The organism is Curtobacterium sp. 9128 (genome assembly GCF_900086645.1).
Lineage (GTDB): Bacteria > Actinomycetota > Actinomycetes > Actinomycetales > Microbacteriaceae > Curtobacterium.
On sequence record NZ_LT576451.1, the window covers coordinates 1,871,820 to 1,891,208 of the forward strand.

Genomic DNA, 19,389 nt, shown 5'->3' on the forward strand with positions numbered 1-19,389 from the left:
CGACGGCCCCGACACCGGGCTCCCCACGCCCGTCGACCAGCCCGGCCCGGTGACCGGTGGCGACATCGGCGGCGCCGACGGCCAGGGCAGTGGCGAACCGGGCCTGACCCGCGACCCGATGCCGGCCGGTCTCGCGGACGGCGCGTACGTGGCGAAGTTCGTGATCGCGGTGGACGGCCCGGCCGGCAGCGGCAAGTCCAGCGTCTCGCGGGCGGCCGCTCGCGCGCTCGGGTTCGGCTACCAGGACACCGGCGCCGCCTACCGCGCGCTGGCGTGGCACGCCCTGCAGCAGGAGGTCGACCTCGACGACGCCGCGGCGATCCTGGCGAGCTGGGACACGTTCGACTACGAGATCGGCACCGACCCGGACGCGTACTTCGTCCGCGTGGCGGGCACCGACGTGACCGATGCGATCCGGACCCCGGAGGTGACGGCGGCGGTGGCGCACATCGCGAAGCTCCCCGACGTCCGGAAGCGCCTCGTGCAGCTGTTCCGGAACGTGATGCGCAAGACCGATGCGAAGGGGATCATCACCGAGGGCCGGGACATCACGACGGTGGTCGCGCCCGACGCCGACGTCCGGATCCTCCTGACCGCCGACGAGCAGGTTAGAATGGCCCGACGCTCGGCGGAGGTCACGACCCAGTCGGCCGCCGAGACCTCGGCTGCACTCGCCCGACGTGACGCAGCCGATGCGAAGGTCGTCGACTTCATGAACGCCGCGGACGGCGTGACGACGCTCGACTCCACCGATCTCGACTTCGACCAGACCGTGCAGGCGGTCGTCGACCTGGCCCGCGCGGCCGGACACTGACACCGGCCCGACGGGCCCGAACACACGCGGCCGACCGGCCGCCGGCAAGGAACCCACCATGGCGCAGCTGGACAACGGACCAGAGCACGACGACTTCCCGGAGTACGACGACGCCCTCGGCGAGCGTCTCGCGGGCCTCGACGAGTCGGAAGCGGAGCAGCGGGCGACCGCACTCCGCGCCGGCCTCGAGGACTACGACCTCGACGAGGAAGACGTCGCGCTCCTCGACTCCGCGCAGTTCGGCGAGGACGGCGTCGCGTACCTGCCGGCACTCCCGGTCCTCGCGATCGTCGGTCGTCCGAACGTCGGCAAGTCCGCGCTCGTGAACCGCATCATCGGTCGCCGCGAAGCCGTCGTGCAGGACGTCCCCGGCGTCACGCGTGACCGTGTGAGCTACAAGGCCGAGTGGAACGACAAGCGCTTCACCCTGGTGGACACCGGCGGGTGGGAGCCCGATGCGAAGGGCATCAACGCCTCGGTCGCGCTCCAGGCAGAGGTCGCGATCGACCTCGCCGACGCCGTGCTGTTCGTCGTCGACGTCACGGTCGGCATCACCGCGACCGACGAGCACGTCGTGAAGATGCTGCGCGGCACCGACAAGCCGGTGATCGTCGTGGCGAACAAGTCCGACGACGACCGCCGCGACCTCGACGCCTACGAGCTCTGGAACCTCGGGCTCGGCGAGCCACACCCGGTCTCCGCCCTCCACGGTCGTGGCGTCGCGGACCTCCTCGACCTCATCATCACGACCCTCCCCGACGTCTCGGCGGTCGCGAAGCAGGAGATCGGCGGCCCTCGTCGCGTGGCGATCCTCGGACGCCCGAACGTCGGCAAGAGCTCGCTGCTCAACAAGGCGGCCGGCGAAGAACGCGTCGTCGTGAACGAGCTCGCCGGCACCACCCGCGACCCCGTGGACGAGCAGGTCGAGCTCGGTGGCCGTGTCTGGCGCTTCGTCGACACCGCCGGCATCCGCAAGCGGGTGCACCTCCAGCAGGGCGCGGACTTCTACGCCTCGCTCCGTACGACGGCCGCGCTCGAGAAGGCCGAGGTCGCCGTGGTCGTCCTCGACGTCACCGAGCCCGTGTCCGTCCAGGACCTCCGCATCATCGACCTCGTGCTCGAGTCCGGTCGCGCACTGGTCCTCGCGTACAACAAGTGGGACCTGCTCGACGACGAGCGTCGTCGGTACCTCGAGCGTGAGATCGAACAGGACCTCGCGCACGTGGCGTGGGCGCCGCGCGTGAACATCTCGGCCCGCACCGGCCGGCACCTCGAGAAGCTCGTCCCGGCCCTCGAGACCGCGCTCGAGTCGTGGGACACCCGCATCCCGACGGGCAAGGTCAACGCCTTCATCGCCGAGCTCGTGCAGGAGCACCCGCACCCGGTCCGTGGCGGCCGCCAGCCGCGCATCCTGTTCGGCACCCAGGCCGCGAGCCAGCCGCCGACGTTCGTGCTCTTCACGACCCAGTTCCTCGACCCGCAGTACCGCCGGTTCATCACCAGGCGTCTGCGCGAGGTCTGGGGCTTCGCTGGAACGCCGATCACCGTGAACATGCGCGTCCGCGAGCGCCGGAAGCGCACCTGATCCCTCCCCGGAACGGCATGCACGGGCGTACGCTCCGTGCATGTCACCCGGGCACGGGCCCACGCCGAACGGCTGGGCAGCGATCGGTGCGGCCGGCGTGATCGTCGCTGCGGCGGTCTTCTTCTGGCTGCTCGCTCCGGCCCCGACTGCGCACACGGCCGTCGAGCGTGCGCCGACGAACGCCGTCGCGACCGTGCCACCGCACCCGGAGCCCTGGTACCGCACGGGGCTGCCGGTGGACGGAGACATCATCCCGATCGGCGTCAACACGACGGGCCACGTCACGGTGACGAGGTCGGGCGAGCGTGCGCTGCGGGTCACGATCACGGACTTCCGGACCGACCTCGCGACCGCGGACGTCCGGGTGCAGCTGACCGGCGGCGACGTGGTGGGCACCGGGCAGGAAGCACGGTGGGTCCCGGACGGCGACCCCGTCGAGGTCGGCACGATCCCGCACGGCGCGACGTCCGCGGTCATCGACCTGCGCGTCCCGCAGATCCTGCCGCCCCAGGTGCACTCGCTCGTGATCCTCGACTGGAACACGACCACCATCCTGGGTGGTGCCGAGCTGCTGCCAGCCGGCTGACGCCGTCGACCCGGCCACGCCGGTCGCGCGGGGTGCGCGCCGGTCGCGATCCGAGCCTCCCGGCTGGTCGGACGGGAGGCTCGTGGCACGTGATCCGCGCCGGATACGGCACCATGGACGGGTGACGCTGCAATCCATCGCGGACCGGGCCGACCGGCTGTGGTGCCGACTCCGGCTCGACCGCCTGGCCGGCGGCCGACAGGCCGACTACGTGATCCGTGAGGACATGCTCGCGCACCCCGCGACCGTGCGGTCGTTCCGGTGGATCCGCTGGTTGCTCGTCGCCGAGACGTTGGTGGGTCTCGCCGCGATCGTCGTGGCGATCCTGCTCACGCGGGCCGGCGAGACGATCCCGTGGGCCGTGTGGTTCCGGGCGACCGTGGTGCTCCTCATCACGCTGACGCTGTACGTGTTCGCCTGGCGTGCGCAGCTCGGGTACTACTGGGCGTACCAGCGGCTGCGGTTGTTCAGCAGGATCTTCCCGATCGTGACGCTCATCATCGCGGCGATCCCCGGGCTCTACCCGTTCTGGATGGTGATCGAGCAGATCGTCTTCTCGGTGTTCATGATCGGCATCGGTGACGTGCTCACATCCGACCACATGCGCTCGGCCTTCCCGAAGCCCGCGAAGCGTGCGGCTCCGTAGGATCGCGTCATGACGATGTTCGGCGGGGTGCGGTTCGACCCGGAGGACCTGCCCCGGTTCGCCGGTGACCTGTTCGACCACGTGGCTACGGGCGGGACGGCCCCCGATGCGGACGGCGCACCGTTCGCCGATGCAGTCGGGGTCCTCGCCGGGTCCGGTGGCGGCGCGGTCGACACCGACGTGTTCGACGCGGCGGAGTTGCTCGGGTACCTGCTCGCCGTGGTCCACGCGGAGACGTCGTTGCCCGACGCCGTGTTCGTCGAGCCTGTGGACGCCCGCGAGCGGCGTTCTCGTGTGGAGGAAGCGGTTCGCCGGATCGTCGGGTACCGCTCCTAGGACCCCGGGTCCCAGGGACCATCGGGGCCTGTCACCGATCCCGGAGCCGGAGGATCGTGGACGACATGACGAACACGACGCTCCCCGGCGGCACCTACCGTCTCGCCGACGACCTCGAACTCACCCGTGTCGGGTACGGCGCGATGCAGCTGGCCGGACCGGGGGCGTTCGGCCCGCCCGCCGACCACGACGAGGCGATCCGCGTGCTCCGCGAGGTCGTCGACCTCGGCATCACGCACATCGACACCTCGGACTACTACGGCCCGTTCGTGACGAACGCCCTCATCCGCGAGGCGCTCGCGCCCTACCCGGACGACCTGCGCATCGTGACGAAGGTCGGCGCTCGACGCGACGAGCAGGGTGGGTGGCCCGAGGCGCGGGAACCGCACGAGCTCATCGAGCAGGTGCACGACAACCTCCGGAACCTCGGCGTCGAGCGACTCGACGTGGTGAACCTGCGCATGGGTGGCATGGAAGGCCCACAGCCCGGATCGATCGCTCCCCAGTTCGAGGCGCTCGCCGAGCTCCAGCAGCAGGGGCTCATCAACCACCTGGGGCTCTCGACGGTGGACGCCGAACAGCTCGCGGAGGCGCAGGGCATCGCACCGGTCGTGTGCGTGCAGAACCTGTACAACGTCGCGCACCGTGAGGACGACCCCTTCGTCGACCTCACCGCTGCGCAGGGGATCGCCTTCGTGCCCTACTTCCCGCTCGGCGGCTTCTCGCCGATCCAGTCAGGGGCGCTCGATGCGGTCGCCGCCCGTCTCGAGGTGTCGCGCCTGACCGTCGCGCTGTCGTGGCTGCTGCAGCGGTCGCCGAACATGCTCCTGATCCCGGGGACGTCGTCGGTCGCGCATCTGCGCGACAACGTCGCGTCGGCGGGCTTCGCGCTGCCGGCCGACGCGGTGGCTGAGCTGGACGCGATCGGCACCGCCGCGTAGACAGGCCGTTGCGTCCGTCCTGTGGACACGTTGACGGGCTGTCGCGGCACGTCCATAAGATGGTCGCGGGGGTGACGTGTGAAACTCAAGATGACCATCGGCGGCACGGCAGGGGGCGATCGCGACGTCGTCGTGACGGCGGACGTGACCGCGACGATCGGGAGCCTCGCGAACCGGTTGGCGACCGGCAGTCCGGCCGGGGTGCACCCGCTCACGCTGCGCGTGCAGTTCCCGGACCGCCCGCAGGCCCGGCTGCTCAACCCGTCGGCGACGGTGCACGAGTCCTCGCTGCGGTCCGGCTGCCGGGTGGAGGTCGTGCCGGTCACCGAGCGGCGGCGTGGGGACGACGTGGAGGACGCACCCGCCGCCGTCGTGCAGGTCCTCGCCGGTCCGGAGGCGGGACACGAGTACACGCTCTCGCGCGGCGTGAACCTCATTGGACGCGATGCGATGGCGCAGGTGTACCTCGCTGGTGACGACGAGGTCTCGCGCCGCCACGCGTCGGTCACGGTCGGCGAGACGATCGAGGTCGTCGACCTCAACTCGGCGAACGGCGTCTCCGTCGACGGTCGGCTCGTCGCACGGGCCTTCGTCGAGCCGTCGTCCGAGGTGCAGGTGGGGGAGTCCCGGCTCCGCATCGTGCCACTCGCGTCCAGTGGACTCCCGACGCTCCCCGGTGCCGCCGAGACGCCGTCGGAGTTCTCGCGGTCCCCGCGGGTGGATCCCGCGTACCGGGGCCGGTCGTTCACGCTGCCGGAGATCCCCGTCCCCGGCGAGAAGCCACGGCTCCCGATCATCGCGATCATCGCGCCGATCGTGCTGGGCGCCGTGCTGTTCCTCGTCACGAAGCAGCCGTACACGCTCATCTTCATCGCGCTGTCCCCGGTGATCATGATCGGGACGTGGATCGACCAGCGCGTGCAGGTCAAGCGGCGGAAGCGCGACGAACGGCAGCGCTTCGAGGACTCGCTCGCGGACGTCCGCACGCGGCTCGCGGCGGAGCGGGCGCGCGAGATCGACGCCCGGGTGGCCGAATCGCCAGCTCCCGCCGTCGTGACGGCGGCGATGCGGACGGGGTCAGAGCTGCTCTGGACGCGCAAACCCGAGCACACCACGTTCCTCGAGGTCCGGTTCGGCGCAGGGACCCAGCCGTCGCACGCATCGATCACGCTGCCGTCGAAGAACACCGGCAGCGTCGACGACTGGAACCGCGCAGAAGCACTCGCCGACGAGTACGCCACCGTCGGTCCCGTCCCGGTCATCGAGACGTTCGAACGAGCCGGTGCGATCGGCGTCGCCGGGACCGGACTCGCTGCCGACGACGTCGCTCGGTCGCTCGTCGTGCAGCTCGTCGGACTGCACAGCCCGGCCGACCTCGTCGTCACGGCCTTCGCCGGCGGCACCACGACCGAACAGTGGGGGTGGTTGAAGTGGCTGCCGCACGTCGACTCCGCGTACAGCCCGCTCCGCTCCGGCGGGCTCGTCAGCGACTTCGCGGGCGCGTCGACGCTGCTCGCCGAACTCGAGGGGCTCGTCGCCACCCGCCGTGACGCCGGCGCGGGTCGCGGCGAGCAGGTGCGGTCGCGTCTGGACGAGGGGCACGCGCTCGACGAGGAGCACGGCGAATCCGTCGACCGGCTGCCGGCGACCCCCGCGGTGCTCGTCATCGTCACCGCGGAGGCCCCGGCCGACCGCGCTCGGCTGGTGGCGCTCGCCGAGGAGGGCGCGGACTTCGGCGTCTTCGTGCTGTGGCTCGCCCCGACGCAGCAGGCGCTGCCGGTGGTGTGCCGGACGTACATCTCCCTCGACCGCTCCACCGGGACCGCGACCGTCGGGTTCGTGCGGTCCGGCCAGGCGGTCGTGCTCGACGAGCTCGACCGCGTCGACGTGATCGAGGCCGCGACCGTCGCCAGGGCCATCGCACCCGTCCAGGACACCGGCGCCCGTGTGCTCGACGAGACCGACCTGCCGCACAGCGTCGCGTTCGTCGACCTGTACGAGGGCGACCTCGCCGGCGACCCGGTGGCCGTCGTCAGCCGCTGGGCGAAGAACGACAGCATCACCGCGGACTGGGTGCCCGGAGCCGGTCGCGAAGCCGGCGGGATCCGGGCGGTCATCGGGCAGGGACCGAGCGAGCCGCTCGCGCTCGACCTCAGGACCCAGGGTCCGCACGCACTCGTCGGCGGGACCACGGGTTCCGGCAAGAGCGAGTTCCTGCAGACGTGGATCATGGGGATCGCGGCCGAGTACGCCCCGGACCGCGTGACGTTCCTGCTCGTCGACTACAAGGGCGGTGCGGCGTTCGCCGAGTGCGTCGGGCTGCCGCACACGGTCGGACTCGTCACCGACCTCAACCCGCACCTGGTCCGCCGCGCCCTGACGTCGTTGCGGGCGGAACTGCGGTACCGCGAGCACCTCCTCAACGAGCGGGGTGCGAAGGACCTCGTCACGCTCGAGCAGCGCGGTGATCCGGCGGCGCCGCCGTCGCTCGTGATCGTCATCGACGAGTTCGCCGCCCTCGCCTCCGAGATCCCCGAGTTCATCGACGGGGTCATCGACGTCGCACAGCGTGGTCGTTCGCTGGGGCTCCACCTCGTGATGGCGACGCAGCGGCCGAGCGGGGTCATCAAGGACTCCCTGCGCGCGAACACGAACCTCCGCATCGCCCTGCGCGTCGCCGACGAGGTGGACAGCGCCGACGTCCTCGGTGTGCCCGACGCGGCGTGGTTCGATCCGGGCACCCCCGGACGCGCTGCGGCGAAGACGGGACCGGGGCGCGTCCTGGACTTCCAGACGGCGTACCTCGGTGGACGGTCGGACGACGTCGTGCACGAGCCCGACATCGACGTGCAGGACTTCCCGTTCGGGCCGGGCACGATGTGGCCGAGTGCCGCACGGGCTCCGCGGGACACCGCTCGCGCGAAGGACATCGAGCGGCTCGCCGGCACCATCGCGGCCGCGGCGGATCGACGCTCGCTCGCGATCCCGCGGAAGCCGTGGCTCGACCAGCTCGGCGAGAGCGTCGACCTCGGCGCGGTCGGGCGATCCGACGGAGCGTCGCTCGTCATCGGCACGCTCGACGTCCCGGAACACCAGCAGCAGACCGCCTACGCCGTCGACCTCGACGTCGTCGGCAACGTCGCCGTGCTCGGGACCGGTGGCTCCGGCAAGTCCACGGTGCTCCGCGCCGTCGCCATCGCGGCGTCCTCGGTGGCCGACGACCACCCCGTGCAGGTCTACGGACTCGACTTCGGCGGCGGCGGACTCTCGATGCTCGATGCACTGCCCACCGTCGGGTCCGTGATCAGCGGGCCGGATGACGAACGCATCACGCGCCTCCTGGTCGATCTGGAGGCGACCATCTCGGACCGTTCGCAGCGGTTCGCGGCGGCCCGATCCTCCTCGCTGACCGAGTACCGGACCGTCACCGGCGAGGCGGAGCCGCGCATCCTGGTGCTCGTCGACGGGATGGGCGCGTTCCGGAACGAGTACGAGTTCCGGCCCGGCACGCTGCAGCTGTTCGACCAGGTGCTCGCGATCGCCTCCACCGGGCGGGCGCTCGGCGTGCACCTCGTGATGTCGGCCGACCGTGTCGGGGCCTTCCCGACGAACCTGCAGGCGAACATCGGCGAACGGATCGTGCTGCGGCTCGCGAGCGACATCGAGTACAACGCGGCCGACGTGGCCGCGGACGTGCTCGAAGACGCCGTCCCCGGGCGTGGACTCGTGGGATCGCACGAGGTGCAGATCGCCGTCCCGGCCGGGAGTGCCGACCTCGTCGTGCAGGCCGGGGCGGTGGAGGCGCTGTCTCGTTCCCTGGTGGCGCATGGGGTACCGGCGACGCCAGCGGTCCGCCGGCTGCCGTCGTCCGTCCCGGTTTCGTCGTTGCCGGTCGCGGTCGACGGCCGGCCCGTGATCGGCCTGGCCGACGACACGTTGGCCGCCGTCGGCATCCCGACCGATGGTCTCTTCGTCGTCACCGGGCCGTTCGGGTCCGGACGGAGCACGACGATGCGGACGCTCATCGGGTCCGTCACGGCGACGTACCCGGACCGTCCCGCGTACCTCGTCGTCGGGCGTCGGAGCGCGCTCCGGGACGCCACTGACTGGGCCGCGGTCGCGAGTGACTCCGACTCGGCCGACGCGCTTGCCAGCCAGCTGGCGTCGTCGCTCGAAGCAGGAGGGACGATCGACCCGTCGCCGTTCATCGTGATCGAGAACGTCGGCGACTTCGAGGGGCTGCCAGCCGAGTCGCAGGTCGCGCGGCTGATCAAAGCCGCTCGACGCGCAGGGGTGTTCGTCCTCGCCGAGGCCGACACCGTCACCGCGCCGAGCGCCTGGCAGCTCTTCGGGGAGCTCAAGACCGCCCGCGCGGGCATCGCGCTGCAGCCGGAGGAGACCGACGGGCTGACGCTGTTCCGGACGGCGTTCCCGCGCTGTACGCGGTCGGACTTCCCGCTCGGGCGGGGGTTCATGGTCGACTCCGGACGGGTCACCCGGGTGCAGGTCGCGTTGCCGGGTTCTGGTTCCGGTTCTGATTCGGGTTCTGGTTCTGGTTCTGGTTCGGGTTCCGGTTCTGGTTCGGGTTCTGGTTCCCATCGCATGGGTGAGGAATTCTCCTCCTCTGGTAGCGTGCCAGATGTCGCCGGAGGGGCTGGCGACGAGAACCGAACGAGGGGATGACCATGCCGAACATCAACGTGTCCTACCAGGAGCTCAACGGCAACGCGGACCGGCTGCTTGCTGGTCGTGACGAGATCAACGCGACGCTGTCGAAGCTGCAGGCACAGATCGCATCGCTGACGCAGGCGGGGTTCCAGACGGACCGGTCGTCGGGGGCGTACAACGACGCGTACCAGCGCTTCACCTCCGGTGCGCAGAACACCATCGGTGGGCTGAACGACCTGGCGCAGTTCCTGCGCACCACGGCGACCACGCTGGGCGACGTGGACCAGCAGCTGGCGTCGAAGCTGGGTCGCTGAGCCGGTCCGATCACAACGACACGGTCGGTACCGCTGGGGCGGTGCCGGCCGTGGATTCGTCACGGGGGTGACAAGTGGGCGGAGAGCTCAAGGTCGTCTACGCCGCACTCGATGCGGCGTCGGCGAAGGTGACGGCTGCGGCCGATGACATCCAGATCGGCTCACGAATCCGGCAGGGGGCCGGAGATGCCGAACTGGGATCGGATGCCGTGGCGTCGGCGCTGTCGAACGCGACGGCGCAGCAGGTGCAGCGGTCGGATCTCGTCGCGGAGAACGTGCGAGTTGCGGCAAAGTTCCCGCTGCAGGCCAAGCGGTCGTACCAGGAACAGGACTCTGCGCTGGCCGGAGCGGCGGCGAAGCAGTGAGCTGGACACACGATGATCCGAGCCAGGGCAGTCCGGCCGCGATCCAGGGGCTGGCGCAGCTCCGGAGTGCGCGTGCAGGCAAGATCCGTGACGCCCAGCAGTCGTTGCAGGGTGCGGGATCGGGTTCTGGGGCAGAGTGGAAGGCGATGAGCCAGACCGCGTTCGCCTCGAAGCTGTCCGCGGATGCGGCGGACATCGAGTTGCTCGCGACGGGACTCGAGGCGCAGGCGTCCGCTCTGAAGACGTATGCCGGGCAACTGTCCCAGTTGCAGGACCGGCAGCGGGTGCTTGAGCAGCAGCGGTCCAGCGTGCAGATGGACCTTGGTCTCGCGAAGCTGAAGCTCAGCACGTCGAGCGCCGAGCTGCCGGCACTGCTCAAGGCGGAGACTCCCGATCCCGATGCGACGGCAGCTGCGAAACGGAAGTCCGCCGCTGCGCAGACTGCGGTCGATGATGCGCAGGCAAAGACCCGCGCGATCGACGCGCAGTGGGACCAGCTGGTTTCTGATCGGCGGTCGATGGACTCGACCTGTGTTGCTGCGTTGCAGGGCGAGGGCGTCCTCGGCAGCCTCGCCGGCGTCACGACCGCTGGCGTCGCTGGCAGTACCCCGGCAGCGCTTCTCGCCATGATCGGCAACCTGAGCGCAATCGACCTCAAGATCCTGCTGAAGCAGCATCCGGAGCTCGCGGCAGCGCTTGACAAAGCTGCGCCGTCCGAAGTGTCGACGTGGTGGAGTTCGCTTCCGGCCGGGCAGCAGGCCGCACTCGTGGCGGGGCTCCCAGCGGTGATCGGCGCGCTCAACGGTGTGCCGGCGCTCGCGCGGGTGGCGGCGAACAAGATCAATGCGGCGGAGCGACTCGGCGTTGTGCGAGACGAGATCGCCCGCCTGCGGAAGCTCGCGTCCGACGCGGGGACTCCCCAGCGTTTCGATGATCAGATCGCAGCGCTGGAGGACGAGCGTGACTACCTGAAGCGTGCGACGGGTGATCATCCCACGGTCCAGCTCTACTTGTACGATCACGCGAAGGACCGGATCATCGAGATGATCGGAACTCCGACGGATGCCACGAGAAACGTGATCACCTACGTTCCCGGAACGTTTGCAGACATGGGCGGGTTCTTCAGCGGTGAAACACAAAAAGTGGCGAGGTATATGCAGCAGCAAGGTGGAGTCGGCACCGTGGCGTTCGTGTACAAGGATGGAACCTTCCCGCAAAGCATCCCCGAAGCCAATTCCGAGGCTTTTGGGCTCGCGTCGGGCAAGCGTCTTGCGAACTTTGACTTCGGACTTCGAAGCCAACCCGATCTGCGATCCGCGCAACAGATCGCTATGGGTCATAGTTGGGGCACTGCGAATGTGACTTCGTCGGAGGTGGCAGGTGCTCATTACGACAAAGTGCTGTCACTTGCGGGTGCTGGCGTGCCCTCCGGTTGGGAAAAGCGTGACGGAACCCGTTACGCGGACTTCTCCTACGATGACATCCTCCAGGATGCTCAGCATATCTCTGGCGGGTTGGTTTGGGATGGCCGAAACCCGCGCGAGGTGGGCTTTGATCACGGCTCCTACTATTCCCCTCCGGATAAATACAAGGACTTCCCCTTGAATGGCGTGTATGACTCGCTACGAAACGGGATGGGGCTTCACAATTTGATCGCGGGGACGGATGTCGAGAATCAGGGAGCGCTTCGCGACATGAAACAATTCATCTACGGAGGACGCCCGTGAAGTGGCCTCAGGTCCTCGTCGTAGTTTTGGGAACTTCGCTTCTGACGGGATGTGTCATGAATACGAACGAAGATGCGGTAAGTCCGGAGAAGCGGATTTCGGAGGCGAAGTCGCGCACCCAGCAACTCGAACTGCGGATCGCGAAATTCATTCCTGACCGGGACGTGCGTGAGATCAATCAGCTCCCGAAGGGCTCGCTGCAGTCGTGTGATTCAGGCGATATGTGGGCAGGCGGGATCACGATCAGCCTGCGAGCCGATGTGAGGCCGATTGCTGCGCTCGGCGAGCTTCGTCAGAAAGCTGAGACGGCTGGGTTCGAGGTGGACCAGAGTAAATCCTTCAACGGTACTGAGCGTGTTACCGTCTCGGAAAAAAACGGAGCCTCAGTATTGCTCGACGTCACAACGCACGGCATCGAGGGTGGGTCGTTCTCGGAGTGCTTCTCGCTGCCCGACGACTTTTACCGTGGGGGAGAGTACTGAGGTAAATGATGCGTCAGTGCAGAGCCGAACGAGTAGGGTCGCTGTCAATGGGGAAAATGAGGCGGAAGCATTGAAGCTACCTCGCACCGCGATGGTGGCTGTCGCGAGCGTCGGTTTTCTTTCTGTGATCTCGACCGCCGGGTGCAGCGGGGCTAACACCGGAGAACAATCGAACGTGAGTACGTCCCGGATTGCTCATGCAGGTGAAGCCCTCGACGTCGCCCGAGCACAGCTCTCCAAGATGCCTGGCATCTCCGAGTCCTCCATCAAAGTCGACAGGACGGTAACCGGACTGCAGACAAATCGTCGCATCTGGATCGAGGCGACGAGCGACTCGACGTCACGAGACGAACAGGCAAGGCAGGTGGAGCAACTTTTCCGACTTGGTTGGTCCGTCAACGACGTCGATGCGAACAAGGGGGTCAGTGTGCGGATGCACACCTCACCGCAGGTGATCGTCGGTGACCTTCTTGACAGTTCGTGGACTGACCGCGAGTTCCGTTCCTCACCGGGGAGCTTCAGAGCGCTCGTCGTCGTCCCGCGATCGTCCTTGGAATCCAAGCTGGGGAAGTGGCCGGGTGATGTGCCCGACCTCGAGTCGTGAAAGTCGGGGATCGACGACGCCCACGACCGGTCATTCAGATCGGTCGTGCAAGACAAGACAAGGCGACTGCGACGGTCGACCACTGCGGCCACGATTGCCACAACAAGGGAGCGACTTGATAGGCCGACGTCGACGCCTCGCGTGCATCGGTGCGGCCATCGTCATCGTGGGGTCGGGCGGAGGGTGCAGCGCAATGGGTCCCCGAGATCAGGCACCGACAAGCTCGATTGAGACGGCGCACCCACACGCGGGGCAGTCTCTCGAAGCCGCGCGTGGACAGCTTCGAGCCATGTCTGGCCTGACTGACACATCCGTCGACATCGATGAGACGGTGTCGGGGCTGAACACGCACCACCAGGTGCTCGTGACTGCGACGGTCGACGATCCCGCACGGCTCCCGACGGTGATCAACACGTTGGCGCAACTCGGCTGGTCGGTGAACGACCACGAGCCGGACGCCGGCATCTTCGTCGGGATGCGACTCTCGCCACAGCCCGTGATCGGAGATATTGCAAAGGAGGAAGGGTGGACCGATGCTGCCTATGCCACGTCGACGGATCGGTTGAAGCAACTGGTGCTCCTGCCGGAAAGCGCGGTCGAGAAGCGCTTCGGAGAATGGCCGGGCTCCGCACCAGACGCTTCCGGCTGACAGTCTCGACCGTGCAACCGAGTCGGTGCGCACCGTGAGGCTGGCTGCGCTCGTCGTGGTGGCCGTTCTGCTGCTGACGGGATGTGGTCGGACGGAGGCGGATGACACCAGCACACCTTCTGCGACGTCCGGTGCCGGGACCGCCGACACCGAAAAGCTGATCCACGCACAGAAGATCCGCACGCAGGCGATCGAACTCCAGATCGCGGAGAGCATCCCTGGTCACGGCGAGGTTCGCCAGTCGAAGAACGGAGCGCTGTTCGCCTGCGCTGGGGGTGGTCGCCAGTGGGTGGGCGGTGCGGATGTCGTGATGGACGGTCGAACCGACATCGATTCGATCGTGGAGTCGCTCCTGCAGCGATGGGACGGTCATGACGGGTACATCGCGAACCGAACCTCCGATTCGGCGGGCCGCCCGACCGCCGAGATCGTCGGCGCTGACGGCGAGGGCTACCTCGTCGCGCAGGGAACGACCGACAACGATGTCACGCTCACCTCGTCCTCGCGTTGCTTCGCAGTGCCGGATGGGTTCAGCGGGGCTGGGTCCTGGTAGCCGTAGTCCTCACAACGAGCGTCGTGACCGGCGCGCTCGTCATCGTGGTCAACACTCCCTGAGCGCGGCGCCGCAAGCGACCGTCGATAGCATCGACTGATGACCTCGCAGCGACCGCCGTACCGTGCCGACATCGTCGGCAGCTTCCTCCGCCCCGCCAGCGTGAAGGACGCCCGTCAGCGTGCTGCCGCGGGCACGATCGACCCGATCGAGCTGCAGTCGGTGGAGGACGAGGCAATTCGCGGCCTGATCGACTCCGAGGTCGAGGCCGGGCTCCAGCTCGCGACCGATGGTGAGTTCCGCCGTGCCTGGTGGCACCTCGACTTCTGGGGCGGCCTGAACGGCGTCGAGGTCGTCGAGCTGGATCACGGCATCGCGTTCCAGGGGGTCGAGACCACCCCGAAGGGCATGCGGGTCACCGGCCCGGTGTCGTTCCCAGCCGATCACCCGTTCCTCGCGCACGCCGCGTTCGTGCTCGCCGAGGCAGCGCGGCGCAGTGTGACGGCGAAGATGACGATCCCGTCGCCGACCGTGTTCGACTTCCGGCTCGACGCCGACCAGATCCGCACGGACCACTACGCCGACCGCGATGCGATCACCGACGACCTCGTGCAGGCCTACCGCGACGCGATCGCCGCGTTCTACGACGCGGGCGTCCGTTACCTGCAGCTCGACGACACGGCGTGGGCGTACGCCTGCTCCGATGTGGAGATGGAGAAGGCACGAGCTCGGGGGATCGAGACCGACGGCATCGCGGAGCGGTTCGCCACGATCATCCGCCGGGTCCTCGACGGTCGGCCCGACGACCTGGTCGTGACGACGCACGTGTGTCGCGGGAACTTCCGGTCGACGTGGATCGCGTCGGGCGGGTACGAGCCGGTGGCGGAGCAGATGCTCGGGCACACGGGTTACGACGGATTCTTCCTGGAGTACGACAGCGACCGTGCGGGTGGATTCGAGCCGCTGCGATTCCTGCCGAAGGGCGACCAGGTGGTGGTCCTCGGGCTGATCACGTCGAAGTCGGGGGAGCTCGAGGACCCGGCGGTCATCGAGCGTCGGATCGCCGAGGCCGCCGAGTTCGCCCCGCTCGACCAGCTGGCGCTGAGCCCGCAGTGCGGTTTCGCATCGACCGAGGAGGGCAACGTCCTGACCGAGGACGAGCAGTGGGCGAAGGTCGGATCGGTGGTCGAGATCGCCGAGCGGGTGTGGCCGACCGCTGCCCGCCCCTAGCCAGCCCGCACGGCGGCAAGACACCATCTAGCCCGCACGGCGGCGAGACGCCCGCTAAGCGACGGTAGCGAGCGCGAACGGCAGCACGGCGGATGCCCCCGCACGTCGGAGCTCCCGACCGGCGACGGTCATCGTCCACCGGCTGTCGACGAGGTCGTCCACGAGCAGCACCGGTCCTTGGTGCGATTGCAGCGCCGAAGACAGAGCAGGCCCGACCGTGAAGCTGTCCCACACGCCGGCCAGCCGGTAGGCGCTGTTCGTCGCACCGTCCCCTCGCGGCGTCCCACCGGTGCGGTCGAGCGTCCCGAGGAACTCGAGCTTCCCGATCGACGACAGTGCCTGCGCGAGCGACGAGACGAGCTGCGGCCGGGACTGCGACGACATCGCCACGACACCGGTCGGCCGGGTCTCCCACGGCCAGTCCTTGAGCGCCCGGATGCAGCCGTCGAGGAGTTCGCGCGAGACCGGTGCGTCGGCGACCCCGGACGCGAAGAGCGCGCGCAGCGGACCACCCCAGCCGAGGTCGGTCAGACGGGCGACGGCGCGACCGGGCGCGACGACCTCGTCGGCGGCGAGCTTGCCGCGCACGGGCACGTTCAGCGCGGACATGCCCGAGGGCCACTGCGCGCGGGGAGCGATCTCGACGCCGACCTGGTCGAGCGCCGAGGCGGCACCCGCTGATGCGTCCGAAGGGACGTCGGCCGGGTACCAGGCGCCCGCACAGTTGTCGCAGCGGCCACAGGGTTCTGCCGAGGGGTCGTCGAGGTCCTGCTGCAGGAGCTGCATCCGGCAGGCGGAGGTCGACTCGTAGTCGAGCATCGATGCGGCCTCGGCAGCGCGGGCGGCAGCGACACGTTCGTAGCGCGCGGCGTCGTACTCCCACGGCTGCCCGGTCGAGACCCACCCTCCGGTCACCCGGCGGACGGCACCATCGACGTCGAGGACCTTGAGCAGGAGCTCGAGGGTGGACCGCTTGATGTCGACGAGCCCTTCGAGTGCGACCGTCGACATCGCCGAGTCGGTCGACAGCGCGCCGAGGACCGCGGACGCGCGGGCTTCCGTCGGCATCGAGGCGCTGGCGAAGTACTTCCAGATCTCCTGGTCTTCGTACCCGGGGAGCAGGAGCACGTCGGCGTTGTCCGTCGCACGGCCGGCACGTCCGATCTGCTGGTAGTAGGCGACGGGGGAGGACGGCGCCCCGACGTGCACGACGAACCCGAGGTCCGGCTTGTCGAACCCCATGCCGAGGGCGCTGGTGGCGACGAGGGCCTTCAGCTCGTTGCCCTTCAGCTGCTGCTCGAGCTGTTCGCGTTCGTCGGTGTCGGTGCGCCCGGTGTACGCACGGACGGCGTACCCGCTCTCGCGCAGGAGGCGCGCGATGTCCTCCGCCGCGGAGACGGTCAGCGTGTAGATGATGCCGCTGCCCGGCAGGTCACCGAGGTGCGCCAGGAGCCACCCGAGCCGGGCTCGGGCATCGGGGAGCGTGAGGACCCCGAGACGCAGGGAAGCGCGAGCCAACGACCCGCGGATGGTGAACACCGGGTCGGCTGGACCCGCGGTGAGCTGCTCGGCGACGTCCTCGACCACGCGCTCGTTCGCGGTGGCGGTGGTCGCCAGCACGGGCACGCCGTGCGGCAGGGACCGGATGAGTTCGGCGAGGCGCCGGTAGTCGGGACGGAAGTCGTGGCCCCAGTCCGAGATGCAGTGCGCTTCGTCGACGACGAGCATGCCCATCCGGGCGATCAGCGTCGGCAGCTGTTCGTCGCGGAACTTCGGGTTGTTCAGCCGCTCGGGGGAGACGAGCAGGACGTCCACCTCGTCACGGGCGAGCGCGGCCTGCGTGTCGGACCACTCATGGGCGTTCGCGGAGTTGATGGACACGGCCCGGACACCCGCGCGGGCAGCGGCAGCGACCTGGTCGCGCATCAGGGCCAGCAGCGGCGACACGAGCACCGTCGGGCCCCCGCCGCGACGCCGCAGGAGCGGGGTCGCGAGGAAGTACACCGCGGACTTGCCCCACCCGGTGCGCTGGACGACGAGTGCACGCTGCCGGTGTTCGACCAGGGCCGAGATCGCTTCGAGCTGACCGGGGTGGAAGACGGCGTCGGGACGCCCGGTGAGCGCAGCGAGCGCTGCCTGCGCCTCGGCAGCGATGTCTGCAGAAGGCGAGGCGTTCGGCGGGGCTGCAACGGGGGTGTCCATGGCCCCATGCTGTCAGGACCGACCGACGAAACGCAGGCCGAGCCTCCAGGCTGTGGAGAACGCGCGCTACTGGTACGTGACCAGCGACGGCGTCGGCGCCACGTCCTGCATGGTCTGCGCAGGCGTCAGCATCGGCTGGTCCTCGTCGTAGAAGTTTTTCCATCCCCAGTGCGTGCCTGCTGGCGCATCGGCGTGCAGCGCCTTCCACGTCGCCTGCTTGTCCGGCTGCGATCCCTGCCCGTCGGCGTGGATGAGCAGGTCGAGCTCGGGGTGCGACTCCAGCGACGAGCGGTCCTGGATCATCGACAGCCGGAACTGGTGCAGGACGAGTGCCTTCGGCGGCAACCCCTCCGATCGGACGAGCTGTGCGAGCCAGTCCGAGACCTGGTTCACCTCCGAGGCGTTCACGCTCCCGATCTGCTGCAGTGGCACCTGGTCCGCCGTCAGCCGCCACTCCGGGTCGAGCGCGAGCCACACACCGGGCTGCTTCAGGAGCGACTCGTACCGCTTCGCCTGGGACAGGAAGTCCGCGCGTCCGGGCTGGAGATCGATGATCACGGGCATGCCGGCATCGTGGGCGGCGTCGACGTAGGGCTCCAGCGTCGAGACGGGGAGCTCGGTCGAGTAGTCCCCGTCGGCGCCGGCGTCACCGGCCGCGACGGTGGCGATGACCTCGAACGCGGGGGTCACGGGCTCGTCGGACACGTCGTCGTACGACGCCGCGAGCTGCTTCGCGCGCGACACGGACGCCGCCGGGTCCTGCTCCCCGAGCACGCCGAGGGCCGGGGCTCCTGGTGCGCCGTACATCGCGACGTACCGGTGTCCGTCGAACGGGCGCTGCCCGCCGTGCGGCAGCTGGAAGCCGCTCTCCGCAGCGCGGACCGTCCACGTCGAGTCACCGAGCCCACCGAACGCGGACCCGACGAACAGCGTCGGCGCGTCGCGGTGGTCGTGGAGCGCGGTCACGACGTCGGGTGCCGCAGCCGGGTCCGTCACGCCGTCCGGCATGGTCACCACGCGTGCTCCAGCCGCCTTCGCGGTCGCCACCGGGGCAGCGTCGGCCGTCTCGTCCGCCACCACGACGGTCGTCGGCCTGGAGGACCGGGTCGACTTCGGCGCGTCGCCTTCCTCCGGCGCGGATCGCCGCTGGGCGTCGGTGTCGATCCGGACGTCGCCCTCGGCCTGGTACCAGGTGACGCCGAGGCGGTCGAGTTCGCGGGCGACGGTCTGTTCCTGCTTCGTGCTGGTCAGGAGTAGGGGGACGTGCGCTTTCGTCGCAGCATCGGCCGCGGTCTCGATGGCACTGTCGTTCCCGGCTGGCGCGACGACGGCGCCGGGTGCGGTGGCGAAGAGCGCCCGACTCGCCCGGATCGACCGTTCGACGGGATCCTGTTCGTCCGCGACGGACACGGTGTCGGGGGAGGCCTTCGTCAGCGTCGGCCGGTCGTCGTGGGCTTCGGCCTTCGTGCATCCGGCGGCGCCGAGCACGAGGCCGGCTGCCGCGAGTGCGACGAGGGCACGGGCGGTACGGGAACGCATCGGGCCACCCTACGAGCCGGGTGCTGGGCGCCGCATGTCCGGGGTGGGGTCGGGCGGTGTCGCTCTGGTGCTCTCTCGGGGTCGCGTGGGCGCTCGCTTTGGGTCGCGCGCGATCGAGTGCGCGGAAGCGGCGAGCACCGGCATCCGG

The 19,389-nt window shown here is 69.3% G+C and carries 17 protein-coding genes; 15 read left to right on the forward strand and 2 right to left on the reverse strand.

The window, feature by feature from the left end:
• The first annotated feature begins 118 nt into the window (after positions 1–118).
• From cmk to QK288_RS09135, 15 genes are all read left to right on the forward strand, one after another.
• Complete coding sequence (gene cmk / locus QK288_RS09065; protein ID WP_281267563.1) at positions 119–814, forward strand: (d)CMP kinase; 696 nt, start codon at positions 119–121, stop codon at positions 812–814.
• Between the two features lie 58 nt (positions 815–872).
• Positions 873–2,399, forward strand: coding sequence for a ribosome biogenesis GTPase Der (gene der, locus QK288_RS09070; protein ID WP_281267471.1), 1,527 nt, complete (start codon positions 873–875; stop codon positions 2,397–2,399).
• Positions 2,400–2,439: 40 nt separating this feature from the next.
• The gene (locus QK288_RS09075; RefSeq protein WP_281267472.1) at positions 2,440–2,985 is read left to right on the forward strand and encodes a hypothetical protein; all 546 of its coding nucleotides are present in this window, start codon (positions 2,440–2,442) and stop codon (positions 2,983–2,985) included.
• 121 nt (positions 2,986–3,106) lie between these two features.
• On the forward strand, positions 3,107–3,631 hold the full coding sequence (locus QK288_RS09080) for a hypothetical protein (RefSeq protein WP_281267473.1): 525 nt from the start codon (positions 3,107–3,109) through the stop codon (positions 3,629–3,631).
• Between the two features lie 9 nt (positions 3,632–3,640).
• Positions 3,641–3,967, forward strand: coding sequence for a hypothetical protein (locus QK288_RS09085; RefSeq protein ID WP_281267474.1), 327 nt, complete (start codon positions 3,641–3,643; stop codon positions 3,965–3,967).
• A 65-nt stretch (positions 3,968–4,032) separates the two neighbouring features.
• Positions 4,033–4,908 carry an oxidoreductase gene (locus QK288_RS09090; protein ID WP_281267475.1) on the forward strand — a complete coding sequence of 292 codons (876 nt, stop codon included), beginning with the start codon at positions 4,033–4,035 and terminating at the stop codon, positions 4,906–4,908.
• 78 nt (positions 4,909–4,986) lie between these two features.
• Positions 4,987–9,591 (forward strand): FtsK/SpoIIIE domain-containing protein, encoded by a 4,605-nt coding sequence (locus QK288_RS09095; protein WP_281267476.1) that lies wholly within the window; start codon positions 4,987–4,989, stop codon positions 9,589–9,591.
• 2 nt (positions 9,592–9,593) lie between these two features.
• Positions 9,594–9,890 (forward strand): WXG100 family type VII secretion target, encoded by a 297-nt coding sequence (locus QK288_RS09100; protein ID WP_071270879.1) that lies wholly within the window; start codon positions 9,594–9,596, stop codon positions 9,888–9,890.
• A 74-nt stretch (positions 9,891–9,964) separates the two neighbouring features.
• Entirely contained in the window at positions 9,965–10,255 is a 291-nt protein-coding gene (locus tag QK288_RS09105; RefSeq protein ID WP_281267477.1) for a hypothetical protein, read from the forward strand.
• A 146-nt stretch (positions 10,256–10,401) separates the two neighbouring features.
• The gene (locus QK288_RS09110; RefSeq protein WP_281267478.1) at positions 10,402–11,982 is read left to right on the forward strand and encodes a hypothetical protein; all 1,581 of its coding nucleotides are present in this window, start codon (positions 10,402–10,404) and stop codon (positions 11,980–11,982) included.
• Between the two features lie 56 nt (positions 11,983–12,038).
• The gene (locus tag QK288_RS09115; RefSeq protein WP_281267479.1) at positions 12,039–12,464 is read left to right on the forward strand and encodes a hypothetical protein; all 426 of its coding nucleotides are present in this window, start codon (positions 12,039–12,041) and stop codon (positions 12,462–12,464) included.
• Positions 12,465–12,480: 16 nt separating this feature from the next.
• A complete protein-coding gene (locus QK288_RS09120) occupies positions 12,481–13,068 on the forward strand; it encodes a hypothetical protein (protein WP_281267480.1) in 588 nt (195 codons plus the stop codon).
• A 331-nt stretch (positions 13,069–13,399) separates the two neighbouring features.
• Positions 13,400–13,717, forward strand: a complete 318-nt coding sequence (locus QK288_RS09125; RefSeq protein ID WP_281267481.1) for a hypothetical protein — start codon at positions 13,400–13,402, stop codon at positions 13,715–13,717.
• A gap of 34 nt (positions 13,718–13,751) precedes the next feature.
• Positions 13,752–14,270, forward strand: coding sequence for a hypothetical protein (locus QK288_RS09130; RefSeq protein ID WP_281267482.1), 519 nt, complete (start codon positions 13,752–13,754; stop codon positions 14,268–14,270).
• Positions 14,271–14,369: 99 nt separating this feature from the next.
• Positions 14,370–15,500 carry a 5-methyltetrahydropteroyltriglutamate--homocysteine S-methyltransferase gene (locus QK288_RS09135; protein WP_281267483.1) on the forward strand — a complete coding sequence of 377 codons (1,131 nt, stop codon included), beginning with the start codon at positions 14,370–14,372 and terminating at the stop codon, positions 15,498–15,500.
• 54 nt (positions 15,501–15,554) lie between these two features.
• On the opposite strand, the gene QK288_RS09140 is transcribed toward QK288_RS09135, so the two are convergent.
• Together QK288_RS09140 and QK288_RS09145 are read right to left on the reverse strand one after the other, a co-directional pair.
• Positions 15,555–17,702 carry a RecQ family ATP-dependent DNA helicase gene (locus tag QK288_RS09140; protein ID WP_281267484.1) on the reverse strand — a complete coding sequence of 716 codons (2,148 nt, stop codon included), beginning with the start codon at positions 17,700–17,702 and terminating at the stop codon, positions 15,555–15,557.
• Between the two features lie 66 nt (positions 17,703–17,768).
• Positions 17,769–19,241 carry a hypothetical protein gene (locus QK288_RS09145; RefSeq protein WP_281267485.1) on the reverse strand — a complete coding sequence of 491 codons (1,473 nt, stop codon included), beginning with the start codon at positions 19,239–19,241 and terminating at the stop codon, positions 17,769–17,771.
• Positions 19,242–19,389 lie beyond the last annotated feature (148 nt).

Coding starts and splice junctions, on each gene's coding strand:
- cmk (WP_281267563.1), top strand. CDS start 119: ATGCCGGCCGGTCTCGCGGACGGCGCGTACGTGGCGAAGTTCGTGATC.
- der (WP_281267471.1), top strand. CDS start 873: ATGGCGCAGCTGGACAACGGACCAGAGCACGACGACTTCCCGGAGTAC.
- QK288_RS09075 (WP_281267472.1), top strand. CDS start 2,440: ATGTCACCCGGGCACGGGCCCACGCCGAACGGCTGGGCAGCGATCGGT.
- QK288_RS09085 (WP_281267474.1), top strand. CDS start 3,641: ATGACGATGTTCGGCGGGGTGCGGTTCGACCCGGAGGACCTGCCCCGG.
- QK288_RS09090 (WP_281267475.1), top strand. CDS start 4,033: ATGACGAACACGACGCTCCCCGGCGGCACCTACCGTCTCGCCGACGAC.
- QK288_RS09100 (WP_071270879.1), top strand. CDS start 9,594: ATGCCGAACATCAACGTGTCCTACCAGGAGCTCAACGGCAACGCGGAC.
- QK288_RS09110 (WP_281267478.1), top strand. CDS start 10,402: ATGAGCCAGACCGCGTTCGCCTCGAAGCTGTCCGCGGATGCGGCGGAC.
- QK288_RS09115 (WP_281267479.1), top strand. CDS start 12,039: ATGAATACGAACGAAGATGCGGTAAGTCCGGAGAAGCGGATTTCGGAG.
- QK288_RS09135 (WP_281267483.1), top strand. CDS start 14,370: ATGACCTCGCAGCGACCGCCGTACCGTGCCGACATCGTCGGCAGCTTC.
- QK288_RS09140 (WP_281267484.1), bottom strand. CDS start 17,702: ATGGACACCCCCGTTGCAGCCCCGCCGAACGCCTCGCCTTCTGCAGAC.
- QK288_RS09145 (WP_281267485.1), bottom strand. CDS start 19,241: ATGCGTTCCCGTACCGCCCGTGCCCTCGTCGCACTCGCGGCAGCCGGC.